Raw genomic sequence first — 23,115 nt, forward strand, 5'->3', positions numbered from 1 at the left:
TTGTTGCTGACACTTGACTGCTCGATCGCCGCGCGATCACCGACTGTCACGGAACGGGACCCATGCCTGCCGACGCGAAGGTGGAAGCACGTACCGCGCGACCGAGTTCGCCGCCGAGTTCGCAGCCGGCCGCGTTGGCGCCCTCCGCTCCGCTCACCGAGCGGCAGGAGGCCCGTCGGCGCCGGATCCTGCACGCGAGCGCGCAGTTGGCCAGCCGGGGCGGTTTCGACGCGGTGCAGATGCGGGAGGTCGCGGAGTCCTCGCAGGTCGCTCTCGGCACGCTCTACCGGTACTTCCCGTCCAAGATCCATCTGCTGGTCGCCACGATGCAGGACCAGTTGGAACACATGCACGGCACGCTGCGCAAGAAGCCCCCGTCGGGCGAGACCGCGGCGCAGCGGGTGGCGGAGACCCTGATGCGGGCCTTTCGCGCGTTGCAGCGGGAGCCTCATCTGGCGGACGCGATGGTGCGGGCGCTGACCTTCGCGGACCGCAGTGTCAGTCCGGAGGTCGACCAGGTGTCCCGGCAGACGACGGCGATCATCCTGGACGCGATGGGCCTGGACGAGCGGGGCCAGGACCGTCCGACCCCCGAGCAGCTCTCGGCGGTCCGCGTCATCGAGCACACCTGGCACTCGGCCCTGATCACCTGGCTGTCCGGCCGCGCCTCGATCGCCCAGGTGAAGATCGACATCGAGACGGTGTGCCGGCTGATCGACCTGACCAACCCGACGGATCCGTCGGACGAGGGCTGAGGATCAGGGGCCGACTCCAAGGCCACGGACAGCCGCAGCCGCAGCCGCCGGGCACGCAAGGAACCTACGAGACGGGTTCCCTTCGCCGGTATTACCCGGATCAGGTGCTGGGGGTCGCCGTTCGGCCCGACCACTGCCTTCCGGCCTCTCAGCCCGACCGTCGACGTCGGCCCTGGCGGATGCCGCATGCTTCTCGGCGTCTCGCCCTAGTCGGCTACTCCGGTCGAACTCCCTCACTCGCCTCGTAGGTCTGCTCCCATCATACGACTTACATTCCGATTCGAACCACCCTAAAAGGGATTTTTTCGGCGCCTACTCCTCGGGCGGGAAGACCGGCTCCCCGCTCTCCAGCAGCGTGATCATGATCGCCTCCACCGGGCAGTTCTCCGCCGCCGCCAGTATCTTCTCGTTGGCGTCCGAGTCCGGTTCGACCGGGTGGGACTGCATCCCGGTGTCGAGGCGGAAGCCGTCCGGTGCCCGGTGGACGCACTGGGCCGAGCCGATGCACAGCGAGCGGTCGACCTCCACATGCCAGCGGTCGCCCATGTCCGCTACCCCTCCCAGCCGGCCGGGAGGTGGATCATCTTGTGCTCCAGGTACTCGCCGAACCCCTCGGGGCCGAACTCCCGGCCGAGTCCGCTGTTCTTGTAACCGCCGAACGGGCCGAGCATGTCGAGGCTGAAGGTGTTCACCGAGTACGTGCCGGTACGGACCTGCCGGGCGACCTCGATGCCGTGCGCGACGTCGGCCGTCCACACGCTGCCGGAGAGCCCGTAGTCGGAGTCGTTGGCGATCTTCACGGCCTCGGACGCGTCGCCGTCGTACGGGAGCAGGCAGATGACCGGGCCGAAGATCTCCTCGCGGGCGATGCGCATCGAGTTGTCGACGTCGCCGAAGAGGGTCGGTTCCACGTACCAGCCGCGGTCGAGGCCGGCCGGGCGTCCGCCGCCGGTGAGGATCTTGGCGCCCTCCTCCTGGCCGATGCGGATGTAGTCGAGGTTGCGCTGCTGCTGCCGCTTCGCGACCAGCGGGCCGAGCTGGGTCGCCGGGTCGAGCGGGTCGCCGACCACCAGCGCGCTCGCGGCCTGGGTGAAGGCGTCCGCGAACTCGTCGTAGCGGGAGCGCGGGAGCAGAATGCGGGTCTGGGCCACGCACGCCTGCCCGTTGTTCATCCATGCGGCGGACGCGATGCCGGGGACGGCGGTGTCGAGGTCCGCGTCGGGGAGGACGATCGCCGCCGACTTGCCGCCCAACTCCAGTGTCACGCCGGTGAGATGACGGGAGGCGACCTCCATCACGCGCTTGCCGGCCGCGACCGAACCGGTGAAGGCGACCTTGTCGACGCCGGGGTGGCCGACGAGGTACTCGCTGACCTCGCGGTCGGCGGGGAGGATCGACAGGACGCCGGGCGGCAGTCCCGCCTCCTTCGTTATCTCCGCGAGGATGTACGCGTCGAGGGGCGACTCGGGCGACGGTTTCAGGACCACCGTGCAGCCGGTGAGCAGCGCGGGCGCGAGCTTGGCCGCCGCGACGAACTGCGGGACGTTCCAGGGGACCACGGCGGCGACGACCCCCACCGGCTCGCGCCGGACGAGGATGCGGCCGAGGACTCCGTCGCGTGTCTCCTCGTACGTGAAGTCGCGGGCGACCGTGATTGCCGAGTCCCAGACCATCATCGCGCCGAGGGCCTGCGCGAGGACGCTCCAGGAGTACGGGGAGCCGTTCTCGGAGGAGATGACGCGGGCGATCTCCTCGTACCGGGCAGCGATGCCGTCCTTGATGCGGGTGACGACGGCGATGCGCTCGTCGAGGGTCGTCCGTGGCCAGGGTCCCTCGTCGAAGGCGGTGCGCGCGACGGCGACGGCCCGGTCGACGTCGGCCGTCGAGGCGTGCGGTACGCGGCCGATGACCTCTTCGGTGTGCGGGGAGATCACCTCGATGACGTCCTTGCCGAGCGGGTCGGTCAACTCCCCGCCGATGAACAGCTGTCCGTGTTCCACGAGCTCGGTCATGGCCGACTGCCTCTCCGGGTACCGTCTCTGACGGTGCGTCAGATAGATAGGGAGACAGTTACCAGGTCCCCTTCGAGGAGTCCACAGCCCTCACACCACTTCGCCCGCCACAAGTGACTCCCGCCATGAGCGACTGCCGCCATGAGTGACTTGGGCTCCCATTGGAACCGGTTCTAGTTATAGTTGGGCCAGCCGGCCTCAGGGGAGCCCATGACACAGGTGTCGACGCAGGTGACCGATCACGGCGGGGGCGTCCGGTCCCTCCGGGTCCCCATTCCGAACAATCCCCTCGGCTACACGCTGGTGTACGTCGTCGACACCGACAGCGGACCGGTGCTCGTCGACACCGGCTGGGACGATCCGCTGTCCTGGGACGCGCTCACCGAGGGACTGGTGGCGTGCGGGACGACGGTCGGGGAGATCCACGGGATGGTGATCACCCATCACCATCCTGACCACCACGGCCTGTCGGGCCAGGTGCGCGAGGCCTCCGGGGCGTGGATCGCGATGCACGAGGCCGACATCTCCGTCGTCCGGCGGACGCGGGAGAACCGCGTCGAACGCTGGTACACGTACATGATCGCGAAGTTGGCGGCGGCCGGAGCGCCCGACGAGCACGTGGCGACCCTGCGCGCGATCCACCCCAGCGCCCTGCCCGGCTTCTCGCCCGCGCTCCCCGACCGCGAGATCGTCCCCGGCGAACTGCTCACCCTCCCCGGCCGCCGGCTGCGCGCGATCTGGACGCCGGGCCACACCCCCGGCCATGTCTGCCTCCACCTGGAGGAGGCCCACCCCACCCAACTCCCGGGCAACGGGCGCCTGTTCTCCGGCGACCACCTGCTGCCCGGGATCACCCCGCACATCGGCCTGTACGAGGACCCGGACGACACGACGATCGCCGACCCCCTCGGCGACTACCTCGACTCCCTGGAGCGCGTCGGACGCCTCGCCCCGGCCGAGGTGCTCCCGGCCCACCGGCACGCCTTCCCCGACGCGACCGTCCGCGTACGGGAGTTGCTCGACCACCACGACGAACGCCTCGCCGGTCTCCGCGCCCTCCTCACCACTCCCCTCACCCCCTGGCAGCTCGCGGAACGCATGGAGTGGAACCGCCCCTGGTCCGAGATCCCCCCGGGATCGAGGAACATCGCGGTCTCGGAGGCGGAGGCCCATGTCCGGCGCCTGGTGAAACGGGGGCAGGCGGAGGCGGTGACGGGGAGCGAGCCGGTGACGTACGTGGCGGTGTGAGCCGAAAAGGCTGGCCGGTACAGTGAACGGGTCGTCATCACACCCGTACGGGGGGAAGCCGGTGCAATTCCGGCGCTGACCCTCCCCCAGTGCCTTAAGGGCCTGGGAGGTACCCCCATCGTGAGCAGCCCGGTCACCCGCCGGGGCTGTGAGCCGGATTGCCCCGTGCGGACCGTGACCGGCTCGCGGCACCGGCGGCCCGCCGGTGTGCGGCACCGTCGAGGTATACGGAGCCGAGCCGCCCGGGGTGTCCCGTGCTGCCCGTCTCCCCGCAGGGAGAGGCACCCGCCGATCATGAATGTCCGCCGCAGCGCCACGGCTCTGGCCGTCATCGCCGTCACTCTGACCGGCGGCGGTCAGGCGTCCGCCGCCTCGCCGTCCCCCTCGCCCACCCTCCCCGCCGGGCTGTACGGCACCGCCGACCCCACCTACGACGGTGTCTGGCGCCAGTCCCTCGCCCTGCTCGCCCAGGACACCGTGGGCGTGAAGCCCGCCGCCGCGGCCGTGGACTGGCTGGCCGGGCAGCAGTGCGCGAGCGGCGCCTTCGCGCCCTTCCGGGGGGATGCCGGTTCGCCGTGCGACGCCAAGAACCTCGTCGACACCAACAGCACCGGCGCCGCCGTCCAGGCCCTCGCCGCGCTGGGCGGACAGGACGCGGTGGTCGGCAAGGCCGTCGCCTGGCTGAAGTCGGTGCAGAACAAGGACGGCGGCTGGGGGTACGCGGCCGGCGGGGCCAGCGACGCGAACTCCACCTCCGTGGTCGTCGGGGCCCTTGCCGCAGCAGGCGAGAAGCCCGGCGCGGTCACCAAGGGCGGGAAGTCGCCGTACGACCTGCTGGTGAAGCTGGCCCTTCCGTGCGGTGAGAGTGGTGGGGGTGCCTTCGCCTACCAGCCGGACAAGAAGGGCACGCTCGCCGCCAACGCCGACGCGACGGCGGCGGCCGTGGTCGGCCTGCTGGGGAAGGGACTTTCCGGGGCGGCCGTGAAGCCGACCGACACCTCCGCGGCCTGCTCGGACTCCGGCGAGCCGGGGCAGGCCGCGCGCAACGGCGCCGCCTACCTCGTCCAGGCCATGGCCAAGGACAAGCACCTCACGTCCGCGCTGGCCGGCGCCGAGGACCAGCCCGACTACGGCAACACCGCGGATGCCGTCCTCGCCCTCGCGACCGCCGGTCAGGGGCAGCGGGCGGCCGACGCGCTGGGCTGGCTGGAGACCGACTCCGCCCAGTGGGCGAAGCAGGCGGGGCCGGCGGCCTACGCGCAGCTGATCCTGGCGGCGCACGCCCAGTCCGCCGACCCGCGCGACTTCGGCGGCCAGGACCTGGTGGCCCTCCTCAACGCGACCGGACCGGCGCCCGCGTCCCCGAGCCCGGCCGTCAAGGACAGCGACAAGCCCAGCAAGGACGACGACAGCGACAGCAGCTTCGGGACGCTGTGGACCGTCGGTGTCTTCCTCGTCGCCGGGGTGGGCATCGGCTTCCTGCTCAGCGGGCGCAACAAGAGGAAGCAGCAGCCGTGATCCGGCGCCGCGCGCTCTCGCTCGCCCTGGCCGCGTTCCTCCTCCTGGCCGGCGCCGGCCAGGCCCAGGCCACCGGCTACCGCTACTGGTCCTTCTGGGAGCGCGACGGCGACGGCTGGACGTACGCCACACAGGGCCCGTCGACCGCCCGTCCCTCCGACGGTGACGTCCAGGGCTTCCGCTTCGCCGTGAGCCCGGACTCGAAGGACGCCGCCCGGCCGCGCGGCGACGCCGTGTTCACGGTCGTCTGCGCGAGGACGCCCGCGCGGGAGGGCCAGAAGCGGGTGGCGCTCGTCATCGACTTCGGTACGTCCGCCGACGCGCCGTCCGGCGAGACCCCGCCCGCGGTGCGTACGGTGTGCGCCCGCGTCGGCCCCGACGCGACCACGGCGGACGCCCTCGCCTCGGTCGCCAAGCCGTTGCGTTATGACTCCGGCGCGTTGTTGTGTGCGATCGCCGACTATCCGCGGGTCGGCTGCGCCGAGGCTGTGGGGGCGGAGAGGTCTGGTGGGGGCGCGGATTCGGACGGTGGGCCGTCCGTGGGCCTCTTCGCGGGGGCCGCCGCCGTGGTCCTGCTCGGGGCGGGGGCCGTCTGGCAGATGCGGCGCCGCAGGCATGTATGAGCGTCGCTCCGCGGGAAGGGTCGTTTTGGACCTGCGGGCCGGTGGGGGCTTGTCGCGCAGTTCCCCGCGCCCCTATGGGGGCGTCGTTGCGCACCCGGCTTCACCAGGACCGTCCATGCACCCCGGGGCCTGGTGGGTGTGGTCCCTCGGGCTCGGTGCTGCCGCTACCCGTACCACCAACCCCCTTCTCCTGTGCCTCCTCATCGTTGTGGCCGGGTATGTCGTCGCCACGCATCGCACCGATGCTCCGTGGGCGCGGTCCTACGGTGCCTTCGTCAAGCTCGGGCTGGCTGTTCTCGTCATCCGGCTTGTCTTCGCCGTCGTCCTCGGGTCGCCGATTCCCGGTTCGCATGTCGTCGTCACGCTGCCCGAACTGCCGCTCCCGCACTGGGCGCAGGGGGTGCGTGTCGGGGGCCGGGTGACTGCCGAGGGGCTGGTGTTCGCGCTGTACGACGGTCTGCGGCTGGCCGCGCTGCTCATCTGCGTCGGCGCCGCGAACGCCCTCGCGAACCCGGCCCGGCTCCTCAAGTCCCTGCCCGGCGCGCTGTACGAGATCGGTGTGGCGGTCGTCGTGGCCCTCACCTTCGCGCCGAACCTCATCGCGGACGTCCAGCGGCTGCGCGCCGCCCGTCGGCTGCGGGGCCGTCCGGACCGGGGCGTACGAGGGCTGCTGCACGTCGGACTCCCCGTCCTGGAGGGCGCGTTGGAGCGGTCGGTCGCGCTGGCGGCGGCGATGGAGGCGCGCGGATACGGCCGCACCGCCGAGGTCCCGGCCGCTGTCCGCCGTACGACCGGGGCGCTCACCCTGGGTGGCCTGCTGGGCGTCTGTGCGGGCACGTACGGGCTGCTGACAGCGGCGGGCGGTACGTACGGGCTGCCGCTGCTGCTGGCCGGGCTGGCGGCGGCGCTGGGCGGGCTGTGGCTCGGCGGGCGGCGTTCGCTGCGCACCCGGTACCGGCCGGACGTGTGGGGTGTACGGGCGTGGCTGGTCGCGGGGTCGGGGGTCGCGGTGGCCGCGCTGATGGTCCTCGCCTCCGTCGGCTCCGGCTCGGCGGCGCTGCACCCCGGGGTCGTGCCGCTGGTGTCGCCCACCCTGCCGCTGTGGCCGGCGGTGGCGGTGTTGCTGGGGCTGTTGCCTGCCTTCGTCGCTCCAAGTCCCCCGTCCCGTATGCCTGTTACCACCCGGGAGTCGTCGTGATCCACTTCGAGGACGTCTCCGTGATGTACGAGGGGGCCGCCGAACCCGCCCTCCAGCACGTGGACTTCGAGGTACCGGAAGGTGAACTCGTGCTGCTGGTCGGCCCGTCAGGGGTCGGGAAGTCCACGGTTCTGGGTGCCGTGAGCGGCCTCGTGCCGCACTTCACCGGGGGCACTTTGCGCGGCCGGGTGACCGTGGCCGGGCGCGACACCCGTACCCACAAGCCGCGCGAACTCGCCGACGTGGTCGGCACGGTGGGACAGGATCCGCTCGCCCACTTCGTGACGGACATCGTCGAGGACGAACTCGCGTACGGCATGGAGTCGTTGGGCCTCGCCCCGGACGTGATGCGCCGAAGGGTCGAGGAGACCCTCGATCTGCTGGGCCTGGCCGACCTGCGTGACCGGCCGATCGCCACGCTCTCCGGGGGACAGCGGCAACGGGTGGCGATCGGCTCGGTCCTCACCCCGCATCCGAGGGTCCTGGTCCTGGACGAGCCGACGTCGGCGCTCGATCCGGCGGCGGCCGAGGAGGTCCTCGCGGTGCTGCAACGCCTCGTCCATGATCTCGGCACGACGGTCCTGATGGCCGAGCACCGGCTGGAACGGGTTGTCCAGTACGCCGACCGCGTCGTCCTTCTCCCCTCCCCCGGCGCCGCCCCCGTCGTCGGCACCCCGGCCGAGGTGATGGCCGTCTCCCCAGTGGTCCCGCCCGTGGTCGCCCTCGGCCGCTTGGCGGGCTGGTCCCCGCTGCCCCTGACGGTCCGCGACGCCCGCCGCGGTGCCGGAGACCTGCGCGAGCGTCTGGCGGACCGCCCGTACCCGGTGCGCACGCCGGCTCTCGTACCGGCGCCCGCGCTTGAACCGCCTCCCGCTCCCCGCCGGCGCTTCCGCCGAACCCCGACACCACCACCCCCGACGGCCCCTTACGCGGCCGAGGTCGACGCCCTCACCGTCCGCCGCGCCCGCGTCGAGGCCCTGCGGCGGGTCGGTCTCACCGTCTCCCCCGGCGAGACGGTCGCCCTGATGGGCCGCAACGGCGCCGGGAAGTCCACGCTGCTCGGCGCGCTGGTCGGGCTCGTCGAACCGGCGTCCGGTTCGGTGCGCACCGGGGGCGTGGTGCCGCATCGGACGGCGCCCCGGGACCTCGTACGCCGCGTGGGCCTCGTACCGCAGGAACCGCGTGACCTGCTGTACGCCGACACGGTCGCAGCCGAGTGCGCGGCGGCCGACGGCGACGCGGGCGCCGGGGCGGGGACGTGCCGGGCGCTGGTCTCCGAGCTGCTGCCCGGCATCGCGGACGACACGCACCCGCGCGACCTGTCGGAGGGGCAGCGGCTGGCGCTCGCACTGGCCGTCGTCCTGACCGCCCGGCCACCTCTGCTGCTCCTCGACGAGCCGACCCGGGGCCTCGACTACGCGGCGAAGGCCCGGCTGGTCACCGTCCTGCGCGCCCTGGCGGCCGAGGGGCACGCGATCGTGCTGGCCACCCACGACGTGGAACTGGCCGCCGAGCTGGCCCACCGGGTGGTGATCCTGGCCGACGGGGAGGTGGTGGCCGACGGTCCGACGGCGGAGGTGGTCGTGGCGTCGCCGTCCTTCGCGCCGCAGGTCACCAAGATCCTGGCCCCGCAGCGGTGGCTCACCGTCTCCCAGGTGAAGGAGGCCCTCCAGTGAGCGGAACCGGGAAGCCCCGCCCTGTCCGGCTCGGGCCGCGCTGCGCCCGCGCCCAGGGACGGGGAGGGGACGGGGACCCTTCGATGAGCCACACCGACAAACCCCACCCCGTCCACGCCAAGCCACACTCCACCAGCACCCAGACACGGGAAGCCCTCCGATGAGCCCCGCCGGAAAAACCCGTCCCGTCCGGCTCGGGCCGCGCTCTGCCCGCGCCCAGGGACGGGGAGGGGACGGGGACCCTTCGATGAGCCACACCGGCAAACCCCGCCCCGTCCACGCCAAGCCGCACTCCACCAGCACCCAGACACGGGAAGCCCTCCGATGAGCCCCGCCGGAAAAACCCGCCCTGTCCGGCTCGGGCCGCGCTCCGTCGCCGCCCTCGTCCTGGTCGGTGCCGTGGGGGTGGCGGGTTTCGGCTGGCCGTTCCTCGCGCCGCCCGCGTCCGCCGTCAGTGCGCACGCGCAGGACGCGCCCTGGCTCTTCGCGGGCCTGCTCGTGCTCCTCGTCGCGGTCGTGGCGGCGACGATCTCCGAGTCGGGCCTCGGCCCGAAGGCCGTGGCGATGCTCGGCGTGCTGGCGGCGGCGGGGGCGGCCCTGCGTCCGCTGGGCGCCGGCACGGCCGGTCTGGAGCCGATGTTCTTCCTGATGGTGCTGAGCGGACGGGTGCTGGGCCCCGGCTTCGGGTTCGTTCTCGGCTCGGTGACGATGTTCGCGTCCGCGCTGCTCACGGGCGGGGTGGGGCCGTGGATGCCGTTCCAGATGCTGGCGATGGGCTGGTTCACGATGGGCGCGGGCCTGCTGCCGGGCGCGGAGCGCCTGCGGGGCCGCGCGGAGCTCCTCATGATCTCCGCCTACGGCTTCCTGGCCGCCTTCGCCTACGGCACGGTCATGAACCTGGCGGGCTGGCCGTTCATGGGCGAGCTGGCCTCGAACATCGCCTTCGTGCCGGACGCGCCGCTCGCCACGAACCTGGCCCGTTTCGTCACGTACTGCCTGGCGACCTCGCTCGGCTGGGACCTGGGACGCGCGGTACTCACCGTCGTCCTGACCCTCACCCTCGGCGCGACCGTCCTCAAGGCGCTGCGCCGGGCCACACGACGGGCCGCCTTCGAGAGCCAGGTCACTTTCGACGCGCCGGGCGCGTGAAGCGGCCCACAGGACGCAGGTCACGTCCGAAGCGGAGTAGTAGGGCGATCTCCATGTCATGCCCACACAGAAACCGCCTCTGACCTGCCCATTGAGAGCCACGTCACAAAAGACACCTACACCCCACATACGACCACAACTAGCAAAAGGGGTGATTGCGGACGACCGTCGAGCCTGTTTCTCTGGAGCAGTCGCACGGCGCCGACGAACCCTCACGGGTCGCGGCGCCGCCGCATGTCACCGCCACACCAGCAGCACGTGGCACCGGCCCGCCCGCGACGGCCCTGTTCCCGAAGAAAAGGTTCTCCGTGTTCATCTCCCGCATCGCCCGCCACCTCGCCTCCCCGAAGAAGGCGCTCACGACCGCCGCCGTGGCCGCCGCCACCGCCGGCATGGTCCTGGCCGCGGCTCCCGCCCAGGCGGCGACCACCGCCTCGGCCGCCGACGCCAAGGCGATCGCGCACAAGCTGATCCCGGACGCCGCCCAGTACAACGCGTTCAACAACATCGTCGAGCACGAGAGCGGCTGGGACGTCGACGCCACCAACGCCTCCTCCGGCGCGTACGGCCTGGTCCAGGCCCTCCCCGGCTCGAAGATGGCCTCGGCCGGCTCCGACTGGAAGACCAGCGCCACCACCCAGATCAAGTGGGGCCTGGACTACATGAACGACCGCTACGGCAGCCCGGTCGCGGCCTGGAACTTCTGGCAGGCCAACAACTGGTACTGAGCCGATCCGGCTCGGCAGGACGTACGCGCCCACGTGTGCGGCAGGGCGACGGCCCCCGACTCTCCCGAGTCCGGGGGCCGTCGTCGTACCGGTGAGTTGCTACCGATCGATAACTCTTGATGATTACCCTGCGTGAAGGTGTGGTGGCCGGAGGGCCGCCGCAGGGGCCGGGGTAGGGCCTCCGTAAGCGCGTGACCTGCACAATCCGCGCCGACGGGCATGTCTTTCGGCCATCCGCGGGCGCACGCGCGGAGCACGGCCGCGGGTTGCTGTTCAGAGTCGACTGTGCCCGCCGGGCCCGTGTCGGTCCGGAGCGGAGCATACTGGAGTCAATGACAAAGACAGCGGTGACAAAGGCCCATCTGCCCACCAGCCCCTTCAAAGCCCCTGTGGCGCCACCTGCCAAGCGGTTCGCGGCAGGCGACCGGGTCACGCACGACGTGCACGGCCTCGGCCGAGTGACCACTGTCGAAGACGGCATCGCAGTACTCGTCGACTTCGGCGGGCAACAGCTACGCATCACCAGTCCCTACGCCAAACTGACAGTTCTGTGAGATCTGCTGTGCCGCGTCGAGGAGCGGACGGGTAACCGTCAGCTCCTCGACATCGGTATCGCTTCCTCTCTCCGCTCAGACCCTCTGCCCCCAGTTCGCCACCCCGCAGCACCGGGAGACCTTCCATCGAGATGAATTCGCTGTTCTCCGCGCCTGAACAGGCAACGCTCAACGAGAGAACTGATTCGCCGACCCCGGACATCAACCCGTTCCAGGCGCCGGCCTTCCGGGAGGGCACTCTTGAGGCCTCCGGAGGCCTCCCCGAGGACTTCGCCGCCTGGGAGCACCCGTGAGCCCCCTCGGCGCCCCCGCGTAACCGCAGGCCGCGTTGCCCGGCGCCGCGTCGCGAGCTCCGGGTTCCTTCTCAGGACCGGGGCATCGGGAGGGCGTACACCTTGTCGAAGTGCTGGGCGATCATCGGGCTGTCGGCATCGGGGCCGCAGGAGAGCTGCCAGTTGTTGATACCGGTGTCCCGGCCGTCGGTGAAGTTCCAGAGCAGCTCGCCGCGCCGGGCGTCGATCGCGTAGAACCCGTCCTTGTTGGCCTCGGCCGTGACGAACACCGCGCCGCCGCCCGCGACGAGGGCGTTCCCCAGGTCCAGCCGAGGGGTCTCGCAGAACCAGCGCCGGGAGCCGTCGGCGATGTCGAACGCCACGACGCCGTGCGGATCCCTGGTGGTGCAGTACACCGCGCCGTCCGCGGCCGCGACGGAGACGAAGCCCCCGTTCTGCCGCGCGACCCGCCAGCGCAGCGCACCGGATGCCAGGTCCACGGCGATCAGCTCGCTGTCGGCGGCGAAGACGGTTCCGTCGAGCAGCACGGGCAACGACCGGGTGTCCACCTCGGAGTTCATGGCCCGGCGCCACAGCACCTTCGCGCTGCCGACGTTGCCGCCGCGGGCCGTGAGGCGGTGCAGGCCGTCCGTGTAGACGAAGCTGGCGGACGCGATGACCGGTTTCAGATCGAGCCCGATGTCCTCCGCGCTGATGGGAATGACATCGGCCAGGCGCGCCCGGAGATCCGTGCTGAGGACCACGTTCGTCGAGGTGGCCGCCCCCGTCGATCCGTCCCCGCGGTCCTCACCGTTGAACCGGAGGCCGGAGATGCTGACCCGGTGGTCGTCGAACGCGCCGAGCAGGGTGTCGAACCGGAAGCCCGCCCCGAAGTCCAGCGAGAACCGCTCGGTACCCGTGACCGGGTCGACGCCGAGCACGTTCGCTCCGGTGCCGAGGGCGACGACCTCGGCCCCCACGAGGAGCGGCGGGGTCGGGGACTGGCTGATGCCCTGGTAGACCCACCGGGGACGGGTGCCGTCGGCGAGGCCGAGGCAGAACAGCGTGCCCGACTGCGTCTTCAGCAGGGCCGTGTCGTTGTAGAAGACCGCCGGTGCCTGGACAAGCGGGTCGCCGGTGTACGTCCACAGCGGGTCCGGCGCCGTGCCGGTCGGCGTCGCCGCGCCGCTCGCCCCGTCCCTCGATCCGTGGAGCAGGGCGACGCCGCCGGCGCCCAGGGCGAGGGCGGCCGTGAGGACCGTACGGCGGGAGAGGCCCCGCCCGGGTGAGCGCCGTGCGCGGTGGGTGGCCCGCTCGGGCGACGGCGCGGGGGGCTGCCCGTGCGGCGGGCGGGGCTTCGGCTGTTCGGGGAAGACGACGCGTTGAGGGCTGCTCGGGCGCTCCGTGACGAGCTGCTGAACGGCGAGGCGGGGGTCGGTGCGGGGGTCGGTGCGGACACCGCCGGCGCCGGGACCGGTGGCCGCGGTGGCGGTACGGGCTGATGCCCACTCCCGGGAGTCCGCCTTCGCGTCGAGCCCGAGCTCCAGGTCCATGAGGCCGGCGGCCTGGCGTCTGATGGCGGAGAGAACGTTGTCGGGCAGCCAGTCGTCCCAGTCCACCGCGTCGGCGCCACCGGGCGCGCACGCCGCCGACACGCGGTCAGGACTGGGCCGGGCCGCCGGGGACTTCTCCAGACAGAGCTTGATGATCGTGTCGAGGGGGTCCTGAACCCCGGTCAGCTCCGGCGTGCCGTGCACCACCTGGTAGAGCAGGGTGGCCGCCGACGAGCCGTCGAAGGGCGCCTTCCCGGTGGCGGCGTAGGCCAGCACCGAGCCGAGACAGAACACGTCGCCCGCCGGGCCCATCGGGTCCCCGGTGGCGTGCTCGGGGCACATGTACCGGGGGGAGCCGAGCAGCACGCCGGAAAGGGTGAGCTCGTAGCCGTCGGTGGCGCGGACGATGCCGAAGTCGATGACCCGGGGGCCCTCGGCGGAGAGCAGCACGTTGGACGGCTTGAGGTCGCGGTGCACCAGCCCGGCGGCGTGTACGGCGATCAGCGCCTCGGCGAGACCGGCCCCGAGGGCCAGTACCGATCTCGGTGGCAGCGGCCCGTACGCCTCGATCGCGTCGGCCAGTGTGGGGCCGATGATGTGTGTGGTGGCCAGCCAGGGGACGGGGCCGTCCGGGTCGGCGTCCACGACGGAGGCCGTGTAGGTGCCGCTCACCGCCCGCGCGGCGTCCACCTCGCGGCGGAACCGGTTCCGGAATGCCTTGCCCGAGGCCAGCTCCGGACGGATGACCTTGACGGCCGCGGTCCGTTGCTGATCGTCCTTGGCGAGGAAGACCTCCCCCATCCCTCCCGCGCCGAGCCGCGCGACTGGACGGTACGGTCCCAACTGCTTCGGATCCGTGGGACGGAGTGGCTCCATAGCTCTCAGCTCGCCTGTTTCTCGCCAGATGGACTTGTGGGGAGACTAAACGCTGGAGAGGCAGTTGGGGTACGCAACCGAGCAACTCGTGGCCATTACTTGATACTTCAGGCATGCACTGTTCGGACGTTACTCGTGACGTCAGGGCGAATCCGGCATCTTGCATTCCGGATCAGTTCAGCGTCGCGTACACGATCAGGTTGTTCACCGGATGGCCCTGGGCGTCGAAGTCGCCGTCGCAGGTGATCAGCCGCAGGGCACGGTTTTCGGTCGGACCGTAGACCTTCTCGGTGGGGAAGTCGTTCTTGCCGACGCTCTCCGTGCCCGTGACGGTGAAGTGCGCCGTCTCTCCGCTCGCGTCGGTGACGGTGATGTCCGCGCCCTTGGTGATCTTCTTGAGGTCGTGGAAGACGGCCTTGCCGAAGCGGGTGTCGTTGTGGCCGATGATGACGGCCGCGCCGACCTCACCGGGCGCCGGGCCGCCCGTGTACCAGCCGGCGGTCATGCCCTCCTCGGCCGGCGGGACCTCGACCGTGCCGTCCGCGTTGAGGCCGAGCTCCATCAGCGAACTGGTGATCCCCAAGGAGGGGACGGCGACCTCGGCGGGGGCCGCGTCGGTTTCAGGGGCCACGGACCGCTCGGGCGACGCCGGGACCTCGGCCGGGGCGGTGGGGGCGACCCGGACCGTCGGCGCGGGGGCGGACGAGCAGCCGGTGAGCACGGTGACGAGCGCGAGCAGGACGAGGGTCGCGAGTACGGCGACGGTGAGACGGGCGCGGGACAAGGGCGGACGGTGTGCAGGGGGCAACGCGGGCTCCAGGGCGAGGCGCGGGGTGCGGGGAACACGCGTGGCGCCGCCCGGTGAGGGGCGGCGCCACCGTTTCGTACGGGAGGTCGTGCTGCCGGGTCAGCCCTAAGCAGGTTGGGCGAAATCGGCTGCGGTTCGGCAGCGCCCTGCAGGGGCGCGGGGCTGTGTCGATCTGCGGCTCCGCCGCGGGGCGCGACCAGCCACGACGGTGCCGCAGCGGACCGACGGCCCCTCGCGGCACTTCCAGCGGAGCGCTCAGCGGCGGGCGGTGGTGCGCCGGCGCAGTACGTAGGTGCCGGCGCCGGCGAGCAGCAGCGCGCCGGTGACCGAGCCGATGAGGGTGCCGGTGTTGTCGTCGGCCGGGGCCTCGCCCGCGGCGACACCGCCCCGGGGGTACTCCTTGCCGGACCCGGCCTTCGCCTCTTCGGCCTTCCTGGCCTCGGCCTCCTTCATCGCCAGGGCGTCCTCGGCCTTCTTCTTCTCCAGGGCCTCCTTGTCGGCCGGCGTCAGGTCGGACGCGCCCGGCGACGGAGTCGGGTCGGTGGCGAAGGCCGCGGAGGCCGGGACGAGCAGCGCGCCGGCCGCGACGCCGGTCAGGACGGCGAGACGCAGCGGGCGCAGGGTGAGACGGCGGGACATGTAAGGGCTCCAGTTCCAGCCCGGCTTGGTCGTACCTGGGTGCCGATCCGCACCCAGGTTCCGGGCATGGCCTCACCCTGGCGGCCACTTGTGAGGAAACTGTCAGACCGCCGTGGTCATCCCATCAGGGTCGGCCGCGGTCCCTTCCGTGACCGCCGTGGGCAGCCGCAGGGTGAAGGTGGCCCCCTCCCCCTCCGTGCTCGCCACATCCACCGTGCCGCCGTGCGCCTCGGCGAGCTTGAGGACGATCGCCAGGCCGAGACCGCTGCCGCCGGTGCTGCGGTTGCGGGACTTCTCCGCCCGCCAGAAACGGTCGAACACGTACGGGAGGTCACCCGCCGGGATGCCGCTGCCGGTGTCGGACACCTCGACGGCGAGCTCGTCCCCGGAGGCGGTGACGTACGAGCGCAGGGTCACCGTGCCGCCGGCCGGGGTGTGGCGTACCGCGTTGGAGAGCAGGTTGCTGACGGTCTGGCGCAGCCGTACGGGGTCGGCGTCGAGGAGGGGGAGGCGGGGGGCGCCGGGGGGCGGGGCGGCGACCGTGAGCGTGACGCCCGCCTTCTCGGCCAACCCCTGGTGTGCCGAGGCGACGTGACCGAGCAGCTCGTCGACCCGTACGGGCTTGCGGTGCAGTCGCAGGGCGCCCGCGTCGGCCGCGCCCAGGTCCTGGAGGTCGTTGATGAGGTGCTGGAGCTGCATCGCCTCCTCCAGGAGCGAGGAGACGAACGCCGGGTCCGGGTCGGCCAGTCCGTCGTGGGCCGCCTCCAGCCAGCCCCGGATGTTGCTCAGCGGCGTACGCAGTTCATGGGCGACGTCGCTGACCATCACCTTGCGCTGCTCCTCAAGGCGGGCCCGGTGCGCGGCCATGTCGTTGAAGGCCGCCGTCAGCCGGCCGATCTCGTTGTCGGAGCCGACGGGCACAGGCACCGGCGTCGAGTCCAGGCCGTCCCGCATCCGCTGGGCGGCGCCGGTGAGCGCGTGCAACGGGCGGACGAGCCTGGCTCCGGCGAGCACCGAGGCGCCGACGGTGAGGGCGAGGACCAGGGCGGTGACCCCGGCGATACGTGCGGTGTTGGTCGCGGAGAGGTCGAAGCCGGGTACACCGGCGGCGCCGGGGCCGTCGATGAACAGCAGCGCGGGCCTGGCGACATAGGCCGTGAGCTGTTCGCGGCGGGCGCTGCCGACACAGACGGCGACGGCCCGGTCGTAGCCGCTCCCGCGGATCTCGGACGGGAGGTCGTAGGCCTCGCCGGCGCCGACCGCTTTCCGTTCGGCCATCGCTGCCGCGTCCTCCTCCTTCTTCCTGAGGAGGTCCGCGTCGGAGTCCTGTCCGTAGGCCCAGGTCCGGTCCCAGGACAGGTCCAGGTTCAGTCTCACGGCCGTCCGGCCCTGTCGTTTCAGGCAGGCGTCGGCCAGTTGGTTGAGCGCGCGCAGGGCCTTCTGCTCGGTCGCGGTGGGAGCGACCGGGAAGGACACCAGACACTTCGCTTCCAGGGCGCGGTCGGCCTCGCCGGCGCTCTCGGTCTCGTTCTCGTTGCTCACGAACTGGATCCGGGGCCGTCCGCCCGGGCTCTCGACGATGTCCGCGGCGATCCCCATCCGGCTGAGGCACTCCACCCGTCCGGCGGTGGCCTTCTTCAGTTCGGCGCGTTCCTTCGAGGGCAGCCGGAAGGGCCCCACGGCGCGCGGGTCCACCCGGTCCGCGCCGTCCTCGGCCGCGCCGGGCACCAGCACGGGGTCCACGGACAGCGGGTCGACGACCGCCGAGGCCTGCGGTGCCAGCTCGACGGCGGCCGAACTGACGCCTGCGGAGCGGGAGTCGGCCGAGTCGACGAACGGGCGCCGGTCCTGGGCGGTGAGCACGATCCGGCGCCCGGACTGCTGGGCCAGTTCACGCACGGTGGTGTCGACGCCCTCCCAGCCGGGATGGGTGGCCGCGTATCCCAGGAGGGTGTCGTAGATCTTGGCGTCGGACTTGAGGTTCTGCCCCTGCTCCTGGCGGATCGCGACGGAGGTCGTCTGCACGGCGAGCCAGGCGGTGGCGGCGACCGAGCACGAGGCCACCAGCGCCGATACGGTCAACAGCCGCCCGGCCAGGCTCTTCCGGAGCGGCAGCCGGGTCCCCGCCCGCGCCGGAGCGTCACGACGACGCATGGCGCACGTTCCTCGCGGGGTCCGTCAGTTTGTAGCCGACGCCGAAGACGGTGACGATGCGGGACGGCCGTCGTGGGGCGCGCTCGATCTTCTTGCGCAGGTTCATGATGTGCACGTCGACGGTCCGGCCGCTGATGTACTTGTCGAAGCCGTGCAGTTCGTCCAGCAGCCGCGCCCTGGTGAAGACCCGGCCGGGCTCGGCCGCCATCGCCGCGAGGATACGGAACTCACCGGGCGTGCACTCGACCGGCACCCCGCCGACCGACACCTCGTGCCGCGCCGGGTCGATCCTGAGCGCGCCGACCGCCAACACCTCGTCGTCCGGGGCCACTTCGGGCTCGGGGGCAGGGGCGGGGGCCGGTATGGGTATGGGTATGGGCACGGGGTCCGGGTCGGTGCCGCGCCGGTTGCGGCGCAGCAACGTCCGTACGCGGGCCGTCAGTTCGCGCGGGCTGAACGGCTTGGTCATGTAGTCGTCGGCGCCGAGGTCGAGGCCGAGCAGCAGATCGTCCTCGGTGCTGCGGGCCGTCAGCATCAGCACCGGCACGTCCCGGCGTTCGGCGCGCAGGATCCGTACGACGTCGAGGCCGTCGGCTCTGGGCATCATCACGTCGAGGACGACCAGGTCGGGTTCCTGGTGCCGGACCTGCTCCAGAGCGGTCCGGCCGTCCTCGACGACCGTGACGGTGTGACCCTCGTGCTCCAGATAGCGGCGCACCAGTTCGGCCTGCTTCGGATCGTCTTCGGCGACCATGATGTTTGCGCACACGCAGGGGATCGTAGCGAGCGCCGACGCCGGGAGGGCGGTAAGCGGCCTTACCGCTAGGGCAGTTCGGTGGCCGGCAGGTGCGGGTGCAGTCGCGCCGTGGAGCGGCCCGTGAGGTCGAGCAGCAGCTCGGCGAAGAGGGCGTCCCCCCAGCCGAACCAGGGGCGGGTGAAGTTGCCGGGGTCGTCGACGTGGAAGCTCTCGTGCACGGAACCGGTGCCCGCGTCGGTGCGCAGCAGCAGCTCGGCGAGACGGACCCGCTCGGCCTCGTCGTCGCTGGTCAGCGCCTGCATGGTGAGGGAGAGCGGCCAGACGTGGCCGAGCGGGGTGTGCGGGCTGCCGATGCCGGAGGCCGAACTTCCGGAGTAGTAGAAGGGGTTGGAGTCACTGAGGACGAACTCGCGGGTGCGGAGGTACAGCTGATCGTCGGGGTCGCACCAGCCGAGGTAGGGCAGCGAGAGCAGGCTGGGGATGTTGGCGTCGTCCATCAGCAACTGCCCGCCGAGACCGTCGACTTCGTACGCGTACACCGCCGGGTCTGCCCCTGCGGTCACCCCATGTGTACGGATCCCGGTGGCGATCTCGGCGGAGAGGGCGGTGGCGTCGGCGGCGAGGCCGGGGTCGCCGATCGCCGTCGCCAGTTCGGCGAGGCCGGCGAGGGCGACGGCCGCCATGGCGTTGGCCGGGACCAGGTAGCCGTGCTCGCAGCGGTCGTCGCTGGGGCGGAAGCCGGACCAGGTCATGCCGGTGGGCGCGGTCGGCCCGCCCCGGCCGCCGCGCGGCAGGGTGTCGCCCGAGGCGTCCCCGATGCGCCGGAACTCGTACGGTGAGCGGTTCTCGTGGTCCTGCTCGACCCGCCACAGGGCGATGATGCGGCGGGCGGCGCGGACGAAGCGGTCGTCGGCGGTGAGGTGGCCGAGACTGCCGGTGGCCCGCCAGATGCCGTGGGCCAGCTGGAGCGGGGCGCAGAGCGAGTCGACCTCGTACTTCTGCTCCCAGACCAGCGGGGCGGGGGTCGGCTCGTCGACGTAACCGGCGCCGGAGCCGTCGGGTTCGGCGTTGAAGGCGTTGGCGTACGGGTCGGCGAGCACGTACCGCAGCTGCCGGCGCAGGACGCCGGTGAGCGCGGCGGCGACGGCCGGATCGCCGGCGGCGAGGAGGTACGGGCGGACCTGGGCGGTGCTGTCGCGCAGCCACATCGCGGGGATGTCGCCGGTGAGGACGAAGACCTCGCCGTCGGGGAGCGGGCGCATCGCCCTGCCCCAGGTGCCGGTCAGGAGCCGCGTGAAGCGGTCGGCGGCGCGGGGGTCGAGGGAGCGCAGCTCGCGGTGGACGTCGGCTCGGAGGGCGCGGATGCCTTCCGGCAGCTCGTCGACAGACCTCATGACCATCCTTTGACCATCCTTTGATCCACTCTTCGGATCACACGTCGGATCACAGTGCGGATCACGCTTCGCATGCTGAGACAACGTTGTTTCGAAACAACGTTGTCGGAGCGTACGCACCAGCCCCCGAAGCGCGCAAGGCGTGCAAAATCCCTGTTCCGTTCCATTGACAACGTTGTTTCACGGAGGTTTGCTGTGCGGCACGCAACGACGCCCAGCGACCTTTTTCGGAGTGATGCCGGACATGCGAACGCCCACCATGCGGGAGGTCGCCGCCCTCGCCGGGGTGTCGATCAAGACCGTCTCCCGGTTCGTCAACGGTGACGAGACGGTCTCCCCCGCGATCGCGGAGCGGGTGCGCGCTGCCATAGACGAGACCGGTTACCGCCGTAACGACCTCGCCCGGAGCCTGCGCCCCGGCCAGCGCAGCACCACCCTCGCGCTGCTGGTCGGCGACCTGAGCAACCCGTTCTACGGCGCCATCGCCAACGGCGTCATGGCCGTGGCCCGCGCCCACGGCCACAACGTCGTGCTGGCCAGCTCCGACGAGGACCCCGAGGCCGAGCGCCGGGGCATCGACGACCTGCTCGGGCAGCGCGTCGCCGGGCTGCTGATCGTGCCGGGCGCCATGGACTACGGCTACCTGGGCCGCGAGGTCGCCCAGGGCACCCCGGTGGTCTTCCTGGACCGGCCCGCGCTGGGCCTGGACGCGGACACCGTGCTGCTGGACAACCACGGGGGCGCCCGGAAGGCCACCGAGCACCTGATCGCGGCCGGGCACCGGCGGATCGGCGTCGTGGTGGCGGCCAGCTACTACACCACCGGGCGCCGGCTCGACGGCTACCTGGACGCGATGCGCGCCGCCTTCGGCGAGGTCGACGAGGCTCTGGTCGCCCGCCTGGAGCACGGCACCCGGGCGGAGGCCGAACAGGCCGCCGCCGAACTGCTGGCGCTGCCCCCGGACCGGCGCCCCACCGCGCTGTTCACCACCACCAACTTCCTGACCCACGGCGCCCTGCGCGCCATGGGCCCGGGACTGGGCCCCGGTCACGGCCCGGCGCTGGTCGGCTTCGACGACTTCCCGTTCGCCGACCTGCTGCCCACCCCCGTCACGGTCGTCTCCGGGGACGCCGGCGAGATGGGCCGCGAGGCCTGCCGACTGCTGCTGGCCCGGGTCGCGGGCGAGAGCGGACCACCCCGCCGGGTCGAGCTCGGCACCGTACTGATCCCCCGTGGAAGCGGAGAGCAGAAGCCATGAGCACCCCCACTCCCGCCGGCCCGGCCGCGGCCGGGCCGACCCCGCACGGGGCCACCGCCCTCGCCACCCCCGTCCTCGAACTGACCGGCATCGTCAAGAGCTACGGCCAGGTGCAGGCGCTGCGCGGCGCCGCGCTGACCGTCTACCCGGGCGAGGTGGTCGCGCTGGTCGGCGACAACGGCGCCGGCAAGAGCACCACGATCAAGGTCATCTCCGGGGTGATCCAGCCCGACGCGGGCGAGATACGGGTCGACGGCAAGCCGGTCACCATCCCCGATCCGATCGCCGCCCGCCGCCTGGGCATCGAGACCGTCTACCAGGACCTGGCGCTCGCCCCCGACCTGGATCCGGCCGAGAACCTCTTCCTCGGCCGCGAGATCATGCGTCCCGGGCTGCTCGGCAGGCTCGGCTTCCTGGACCGGAAGGCCATGCGGGCCAAGGCCGACGAGGCGTTCGGCTCGCTCGGGGTCGGCATCCAGGACACCGCCGCGCAGGTCGTCACGATGTCCGGCGGCCAGCGCCAGGGCATCGCGGTCGGCCGGGCCGTCAACTGGGCGGACCGGGTGCTGCTGATGGACGAACCGACGGCCGCACTGGGCGTCGTACAGACGGAACGGGTCGGGCAGCTGATCCGGCGGGTCCGGGCCTCGGGGGTGGCGGTGGTCCTGATCAGCCACAACCTGCCGTTCGTCTTCGAGTACGCGGACCGTATCGAGGTGCTGCGTCTCGGCCAGCGGGTGGCCCGGCTGTCCGGCGCGACGGCCACCAGCGAGAACGTGCTCGGCGCCATGACGGGCGCGCTCACCTTCGAGGACGCCTCCGATCCGGCCCTCAATCCGGCAGACAGCGAGGACCAGTCATGACGACCCCCACCACCAAGGTGAAGTCCGCTGCCGCCGGACCGGACGAGGACACCCCCCGCTCCCTGCGCTCGGCGGCCCTCGTCGCCGCCTGGCGCAACATGAAGGGCACCCGGAGCCTGGCGCTGGTCGTCCTGCTGGTGCTGCTCGCGGTGTTCGGCACGATGTACCCCGACAACTTCCTCACCGCGTACAACCTGCGCAGTGTCGCCATCGAGGCCGCTTCCTACTGCGTACTGGCCATCGGGATGACGTTCGTGATGACCACCGGGGGCATCGACCTGTCGGTCGGCTCGGTGCTGATCTTCTCCGGGGTCGTGGGCGTGAAGGTGATGTCGGCGCTGGGCGGCGGCGGCCCGCTGACCCTGCTGGCGGGCCTGGTGGCAACGATGGCGACGGGCCTGGCCTGGGGCGTGCTGAACGGCCTCCTGGTCACGAAGGCCAAACTCCCGCCGCTGATCGCCACGTTGGCCACCCTCTCTGCGGCCGGCGGCGGCGCCCTGGTCCTCACCAACGGTCTCGACCTGCGCGGAGTCCCCGACTCCCTGGTCAGCGGCCTCGGCTTCGGCCGCTTCCTGGGCATCCCGTACACGGTGTGGCTGGCCATCGGCCTCACCATCGGCGGCGCGATCGTCCTGGGCCTGACCCGCTTCGGCACCTACACCCGCACGATCGGCTCCAACGTCGAGGCCGCCCGCCGCGCGGGCGTGGCCGTCGACCGCCACCTCATCAAGGTGTACGCACTCTGCGGACTCCTCGCCGGAGTCGCCGCGTACGTCAACCTGGCCCGCTTCTCCACCACCACCGTCGGCGGCCACACCGGCGACAACCTCCAGGCGATCGTCGCCACCGTGCTCGGCGGCACCAGCCTCTTCGGCGGCGTGGGCAGCGTCCTCGGCACCGCCTTCGGCTCCCTCATCCCCGCCGTGCTGAGCAACGGCCTCGTCATCATCGGCCTCCAGCCGTTCTGGCAGCAGGTCGCGGTCGGCGCGGTCCTGGCGGGGGTCGTGTACGTCGACCACGTCAACCGGCGCCGCCGCACGCTCCGTTAGGACTTCCACCCCCTACTCCACTCAACGCCCC

The 23,115-nt window shown here is 72.0% G+C and carries 21 protein-coding genes and 2 riboswitches; of the genes, 13 read left to right on the forward strand and 8 right to left on the reverse strand.

Translation table 11 applies throughout. The features are described from left to right. Positions 1-62: 62 nt before the first annotated feature. Positions 63-755 carry a TetR family transcriptional regulator gene (locus ACH4TV_RS02815; RefSeq protein WP_398393531.1) on the forward strand — a complete coding sequence of 231 codons (693 nt, stop codon included), beginning with the start codon at positions 63-65 and terminating at the stop codon, positions 753-755. A gap of 60 nt (positions 756-815) precedes the next feature. Next, positions 816-1,000: riboswitch (TPP riboswitch) on the reverse strand. Between the two features lie 67 nt (positions 1,001-1,067). Here the strand turns inward: ACH4TV_RS02815 and ACH4TV_RS02820 are convergent. Further along, positions 1,068-1,301: a ferredoxin gene (locus tag ACH4TV_RS02820; protein WP_398393533.1), complete on the reverse strand. Its 234-nt coding sequence runs from the start codon at positions 1,299-1,301 to the stop codon at positions 1,068-1,070. 5 nt (positions 1,302-1,306) lie between these two features. Beyond that, complete coding sequence (locus tag ACH4TV_RS02825; RefSeq protein WP_398393535.1) at positions 1,307-2,767, reverse strand: aldehyde dehydrogenase; 1,461 nt, start codon at positions 2,765-2,767, stop codon at positions 1,307-1,309. Between the two features lie 210 nt (positions 2,768-2,977). Here ACH4TV_RS02825 and ACH4TV_RS02830 point away from each other — a divergent pair, with 210 nt between their 5' ends. The 9 genes from ACH4TV_RS02830 to ACH4TV_RS02870 all read left to right on the forward strand — a co-directional run bounded on the left by ACH4TV_RS02830 (position 2,978) and on the right by ACH4TV_RS02870 (position 11,754). After that, complete coding sequence (locus tag ACH4TV_RS02830; RefSeq protein ID WP_398393537.1) at positions 2,978-4,015, forward strand: MBL fold metallo-hydrolase; 1,038 nt, start codon at positions 2,978-2,980, stop codon at positions 4,013-4,015. 11 nt (positions 4,016-4,026) lie between these two features. After that, a riboswitch (cobalamin riboswitch) is annotated at positions 4,027-4,175 on the forward strand. A 134-nt stretch (positions 4,176-4,309) separates the two neighbouring features. Next, positions 4,310-5,533, forward strand: coding sequence for a prenyltransferase/squalene oxidase repeat-containing protein (locus tag ACH4TV_RS02835; protein ID WP_398393539.1), 1,224 nt, complete (start codon positions 4,310-4,312; stop codon positions 5,531-5,533). After that, positions 5,533-6,156 (forward strand): SCO2322 family protein, encoded by a 624-nt coding sequence (locus ACH4TV_RS02840; protein WP_398395317.1) that lies wholly within the window; start codon positions 5,533-5,535, stop codon positions 6,154-6,156. Before ACH4TV_RS02835 ends, ACH4TV_RS02840 begins: the two co-directional genes overlap by 1 nt. Positions 6,157-6,271: 115 nt before the next feature. After that, entirely contained in the window at positions 6,272-7,354 is a 1,083-nt protein-coding gene (locus ACH4TV_RS02845) for an energy-coupling factor transporter transmembrane component T (RefSeq protein WP_398393541.1), read from the forward strand. Then, positions 7,351-9,030, forward strand: coding sequence for an ABC transporter ATP-binding protein (locus ACH4TV_RS02850; RefSeq protein ID WP_398393543.1), 1,680 nt, complete (start codon positions 7,351-7,353; stop codon positions 9,028-9,030). Before ACH4TV_RS02845 ends, ACH4TV_RS02850 begins: the two co-directional genes overlap by 4 nt. 324 nt (positions 9,031-9,354) lie before the next feature. After that, on the forward strand, positions 9,355-10,179 hold the full coding sequence (locus ACH4TV_RS02855) for an ECF transporter S component (protein WP_398393545.1): 825 nt from the start codon (positions 9,355-9,357) through the stop codon (positions 10,177-10,179). 308 nt (positions 10,180-10,487) lie between these two features. After that, the gene (locus ACH4TV_RS02860; RefSeq protein ID WP_398395319.1) at positions 10,488-10,907 is read left to right on the forward strand and encodes a lytic transglycosylase domain-containing protein; all 420 of its coding nucleotides are present in this window, start codon (positions 10,488-10,490) and stop codon (positions 10,905-10,907) included. A 332-nt stretch (positions 10,908-11,239) separates the two neighbouring features. Next, positions 11,240-11,461, forward strand: coding sequence for a hypothetical protein (locus tag ACH4TV_RS02865; protein WP_398393547.1), 222 nt, complete (start codon positions 11,240-11,242; stop codon positions 11,459-11,461). A 131-nt stretch (positions 11,462-11,592) separates the two neighbouring features. After that, the gene (locus ACH4TV_RS02870) at positions 11,593-11,754 is read left to right on the forward strand and encodes a hypothetical protein (protein ID WP_398393548.1); all 162 of its coding nucleotides are present in this window, start codon (positions 11,593-11,595) and stop codon (positions 11,752-11,754) included. Between the two features lie 71 nt (positions 11,755-11,825). On the opposite strand, the gene ACH4TV_RS02875 is transcribed toward ACH4TV_RS02870, so the two are convergent. The 6 genes from ACH4TV_RS02875 to ACH4TV_RS02900 form a co-directional block, all read right to left on the reverse strand. Beyond that, a complete protein-coding gene (locus ACH4TV_RS02875) occupies positions 11,826-14,087 on the reverse strand; it encodes a PQQ-binding-like beta-propeller repeat protein (protein WP_398393550.1) in 2,262 nt (753 codons plus the stop codon). Positions 14,088-14,334: 247 nt separating this feature from the next. Beyond that, positions 14,335-14,946 (reverse strand): class F sortase, encoded by a 612-nt coding sequence (locus ACH4TV_RS02880; protein ID WP_398393552.1) that lies wholly within the window; start codon positions 14,944-14,946, stop codon positions 14,335-14,337. A 279-nt stretch (positions 14,947-15,225) separates the two neighbouring features. Then, complete coding sequence (locus ACH4TV_RS02885; protein WP_398393554.1) at positions 15,226-15,609, reverse strand: sortase-dependent protein; 384 nt, start codon at positions 15,607-15,609, stop codon at positions 15,226-15,228. 102 nt (positions 15,610-15,711) lie between these two features. Further along, on the reverse strand, positions 15,712-17,763 hold the full coding sequence (locus ACH4TV_RS02890; protein ID WP_398393556.1) for a sensor histidine kinase: 2,052 nt from the start codon (positions 17,761-17,763) through the stop codon (positions 15,712-15,714). After that, positions 17,750-18,517 (reverse strand): response regulator transcription factor, encoded by a 768-nt coding sequence (locus ACH4TV_RS02895; RefSeq protein WP_398395321.1) that lies wholly within the window; start codon positions 18,515-18,517, stop codon positions 17,750-17,752. Before ACH4TV_RS02895 ends, ACH4TV_RS02890 begins: the two co-directional genes overlap by 14 nt. 68 nt (positions 18,518-18,585) lie before the next feature. Further along, complete coding sequence (locus ACH4TV_RS02900; RefSeq protein ID WP_398393558.1) at positions 18,586-19,914, reverse strand: glycoside hydrolase family 125 protein; 1,329 nt, start codon at positions 19,912-19,914, stop codon at positions 18,586-18,588. Between the two features lie 244 nt (positions 19,915-20,158). Between ACH4TV_RS02900 and ACH4TV_RS02905 the strand changes: the two genes are divergently transcribed. Genes ACH4TV_RS02905 through ACH4TV_RS02915 form a run of 3 tightly spaced genes read left to right on the forward strand, consistent with a single transcriptional unit; the run spans position 20,159 to position 23,084 of the window. Then, a complete protein-coding gene (locus tag ACH4TV_RS02905; protein WP_398393560.1) occupies positions 20,159-21,172 on the forward strand; it encodes a LacI family DNA-binding transcriptional regulator in 1,014 nt (337 codons plus the stop codon). Beyond that, positions 21,169-22,035 carry an ATP-binding cassette domain-containing protein gene (locus ACH4TV_RS02910; protein WP_398393562.1) on the forward strand — a complete coding sequence of 289 codons (867 nt, stop codon included), beginning with the start codon at positions 21,169-21,171 and terminating at the stop codon, positions 22,033-22,035. Before ACH4TV_RS02905 ends, ACH4TV_RS02910 begins: the two co-directional genes overlap by 4 nt. Next, positions 22,032-23,084 (forward strand): ABC transporter permease, encoded by a 1,053-nt coding sequence (locus ACH4TV_RS02915; protein ID WP_398393564.1) that lies wholly within the window; start codon positions 22,032-22,034, stop codon positions 23,082-23,084. The genes ACH4TV_RS02910 and ACH4TV_RS02915 overlap by 4 nt, the downstream gene beginning before the upstream one ends. The last annotated feature ends 31 nt before the right edge of the window (positions 23,085-23,115 follow it).

This window comes from Streptomyces sp. NPDC020898 (assembly GCF_044333925.1).
GTDB lineage: Bacteria > Actinomycetota > Actinomycetes > Streptomycetales > Streptomycetaceae > Streptomyces.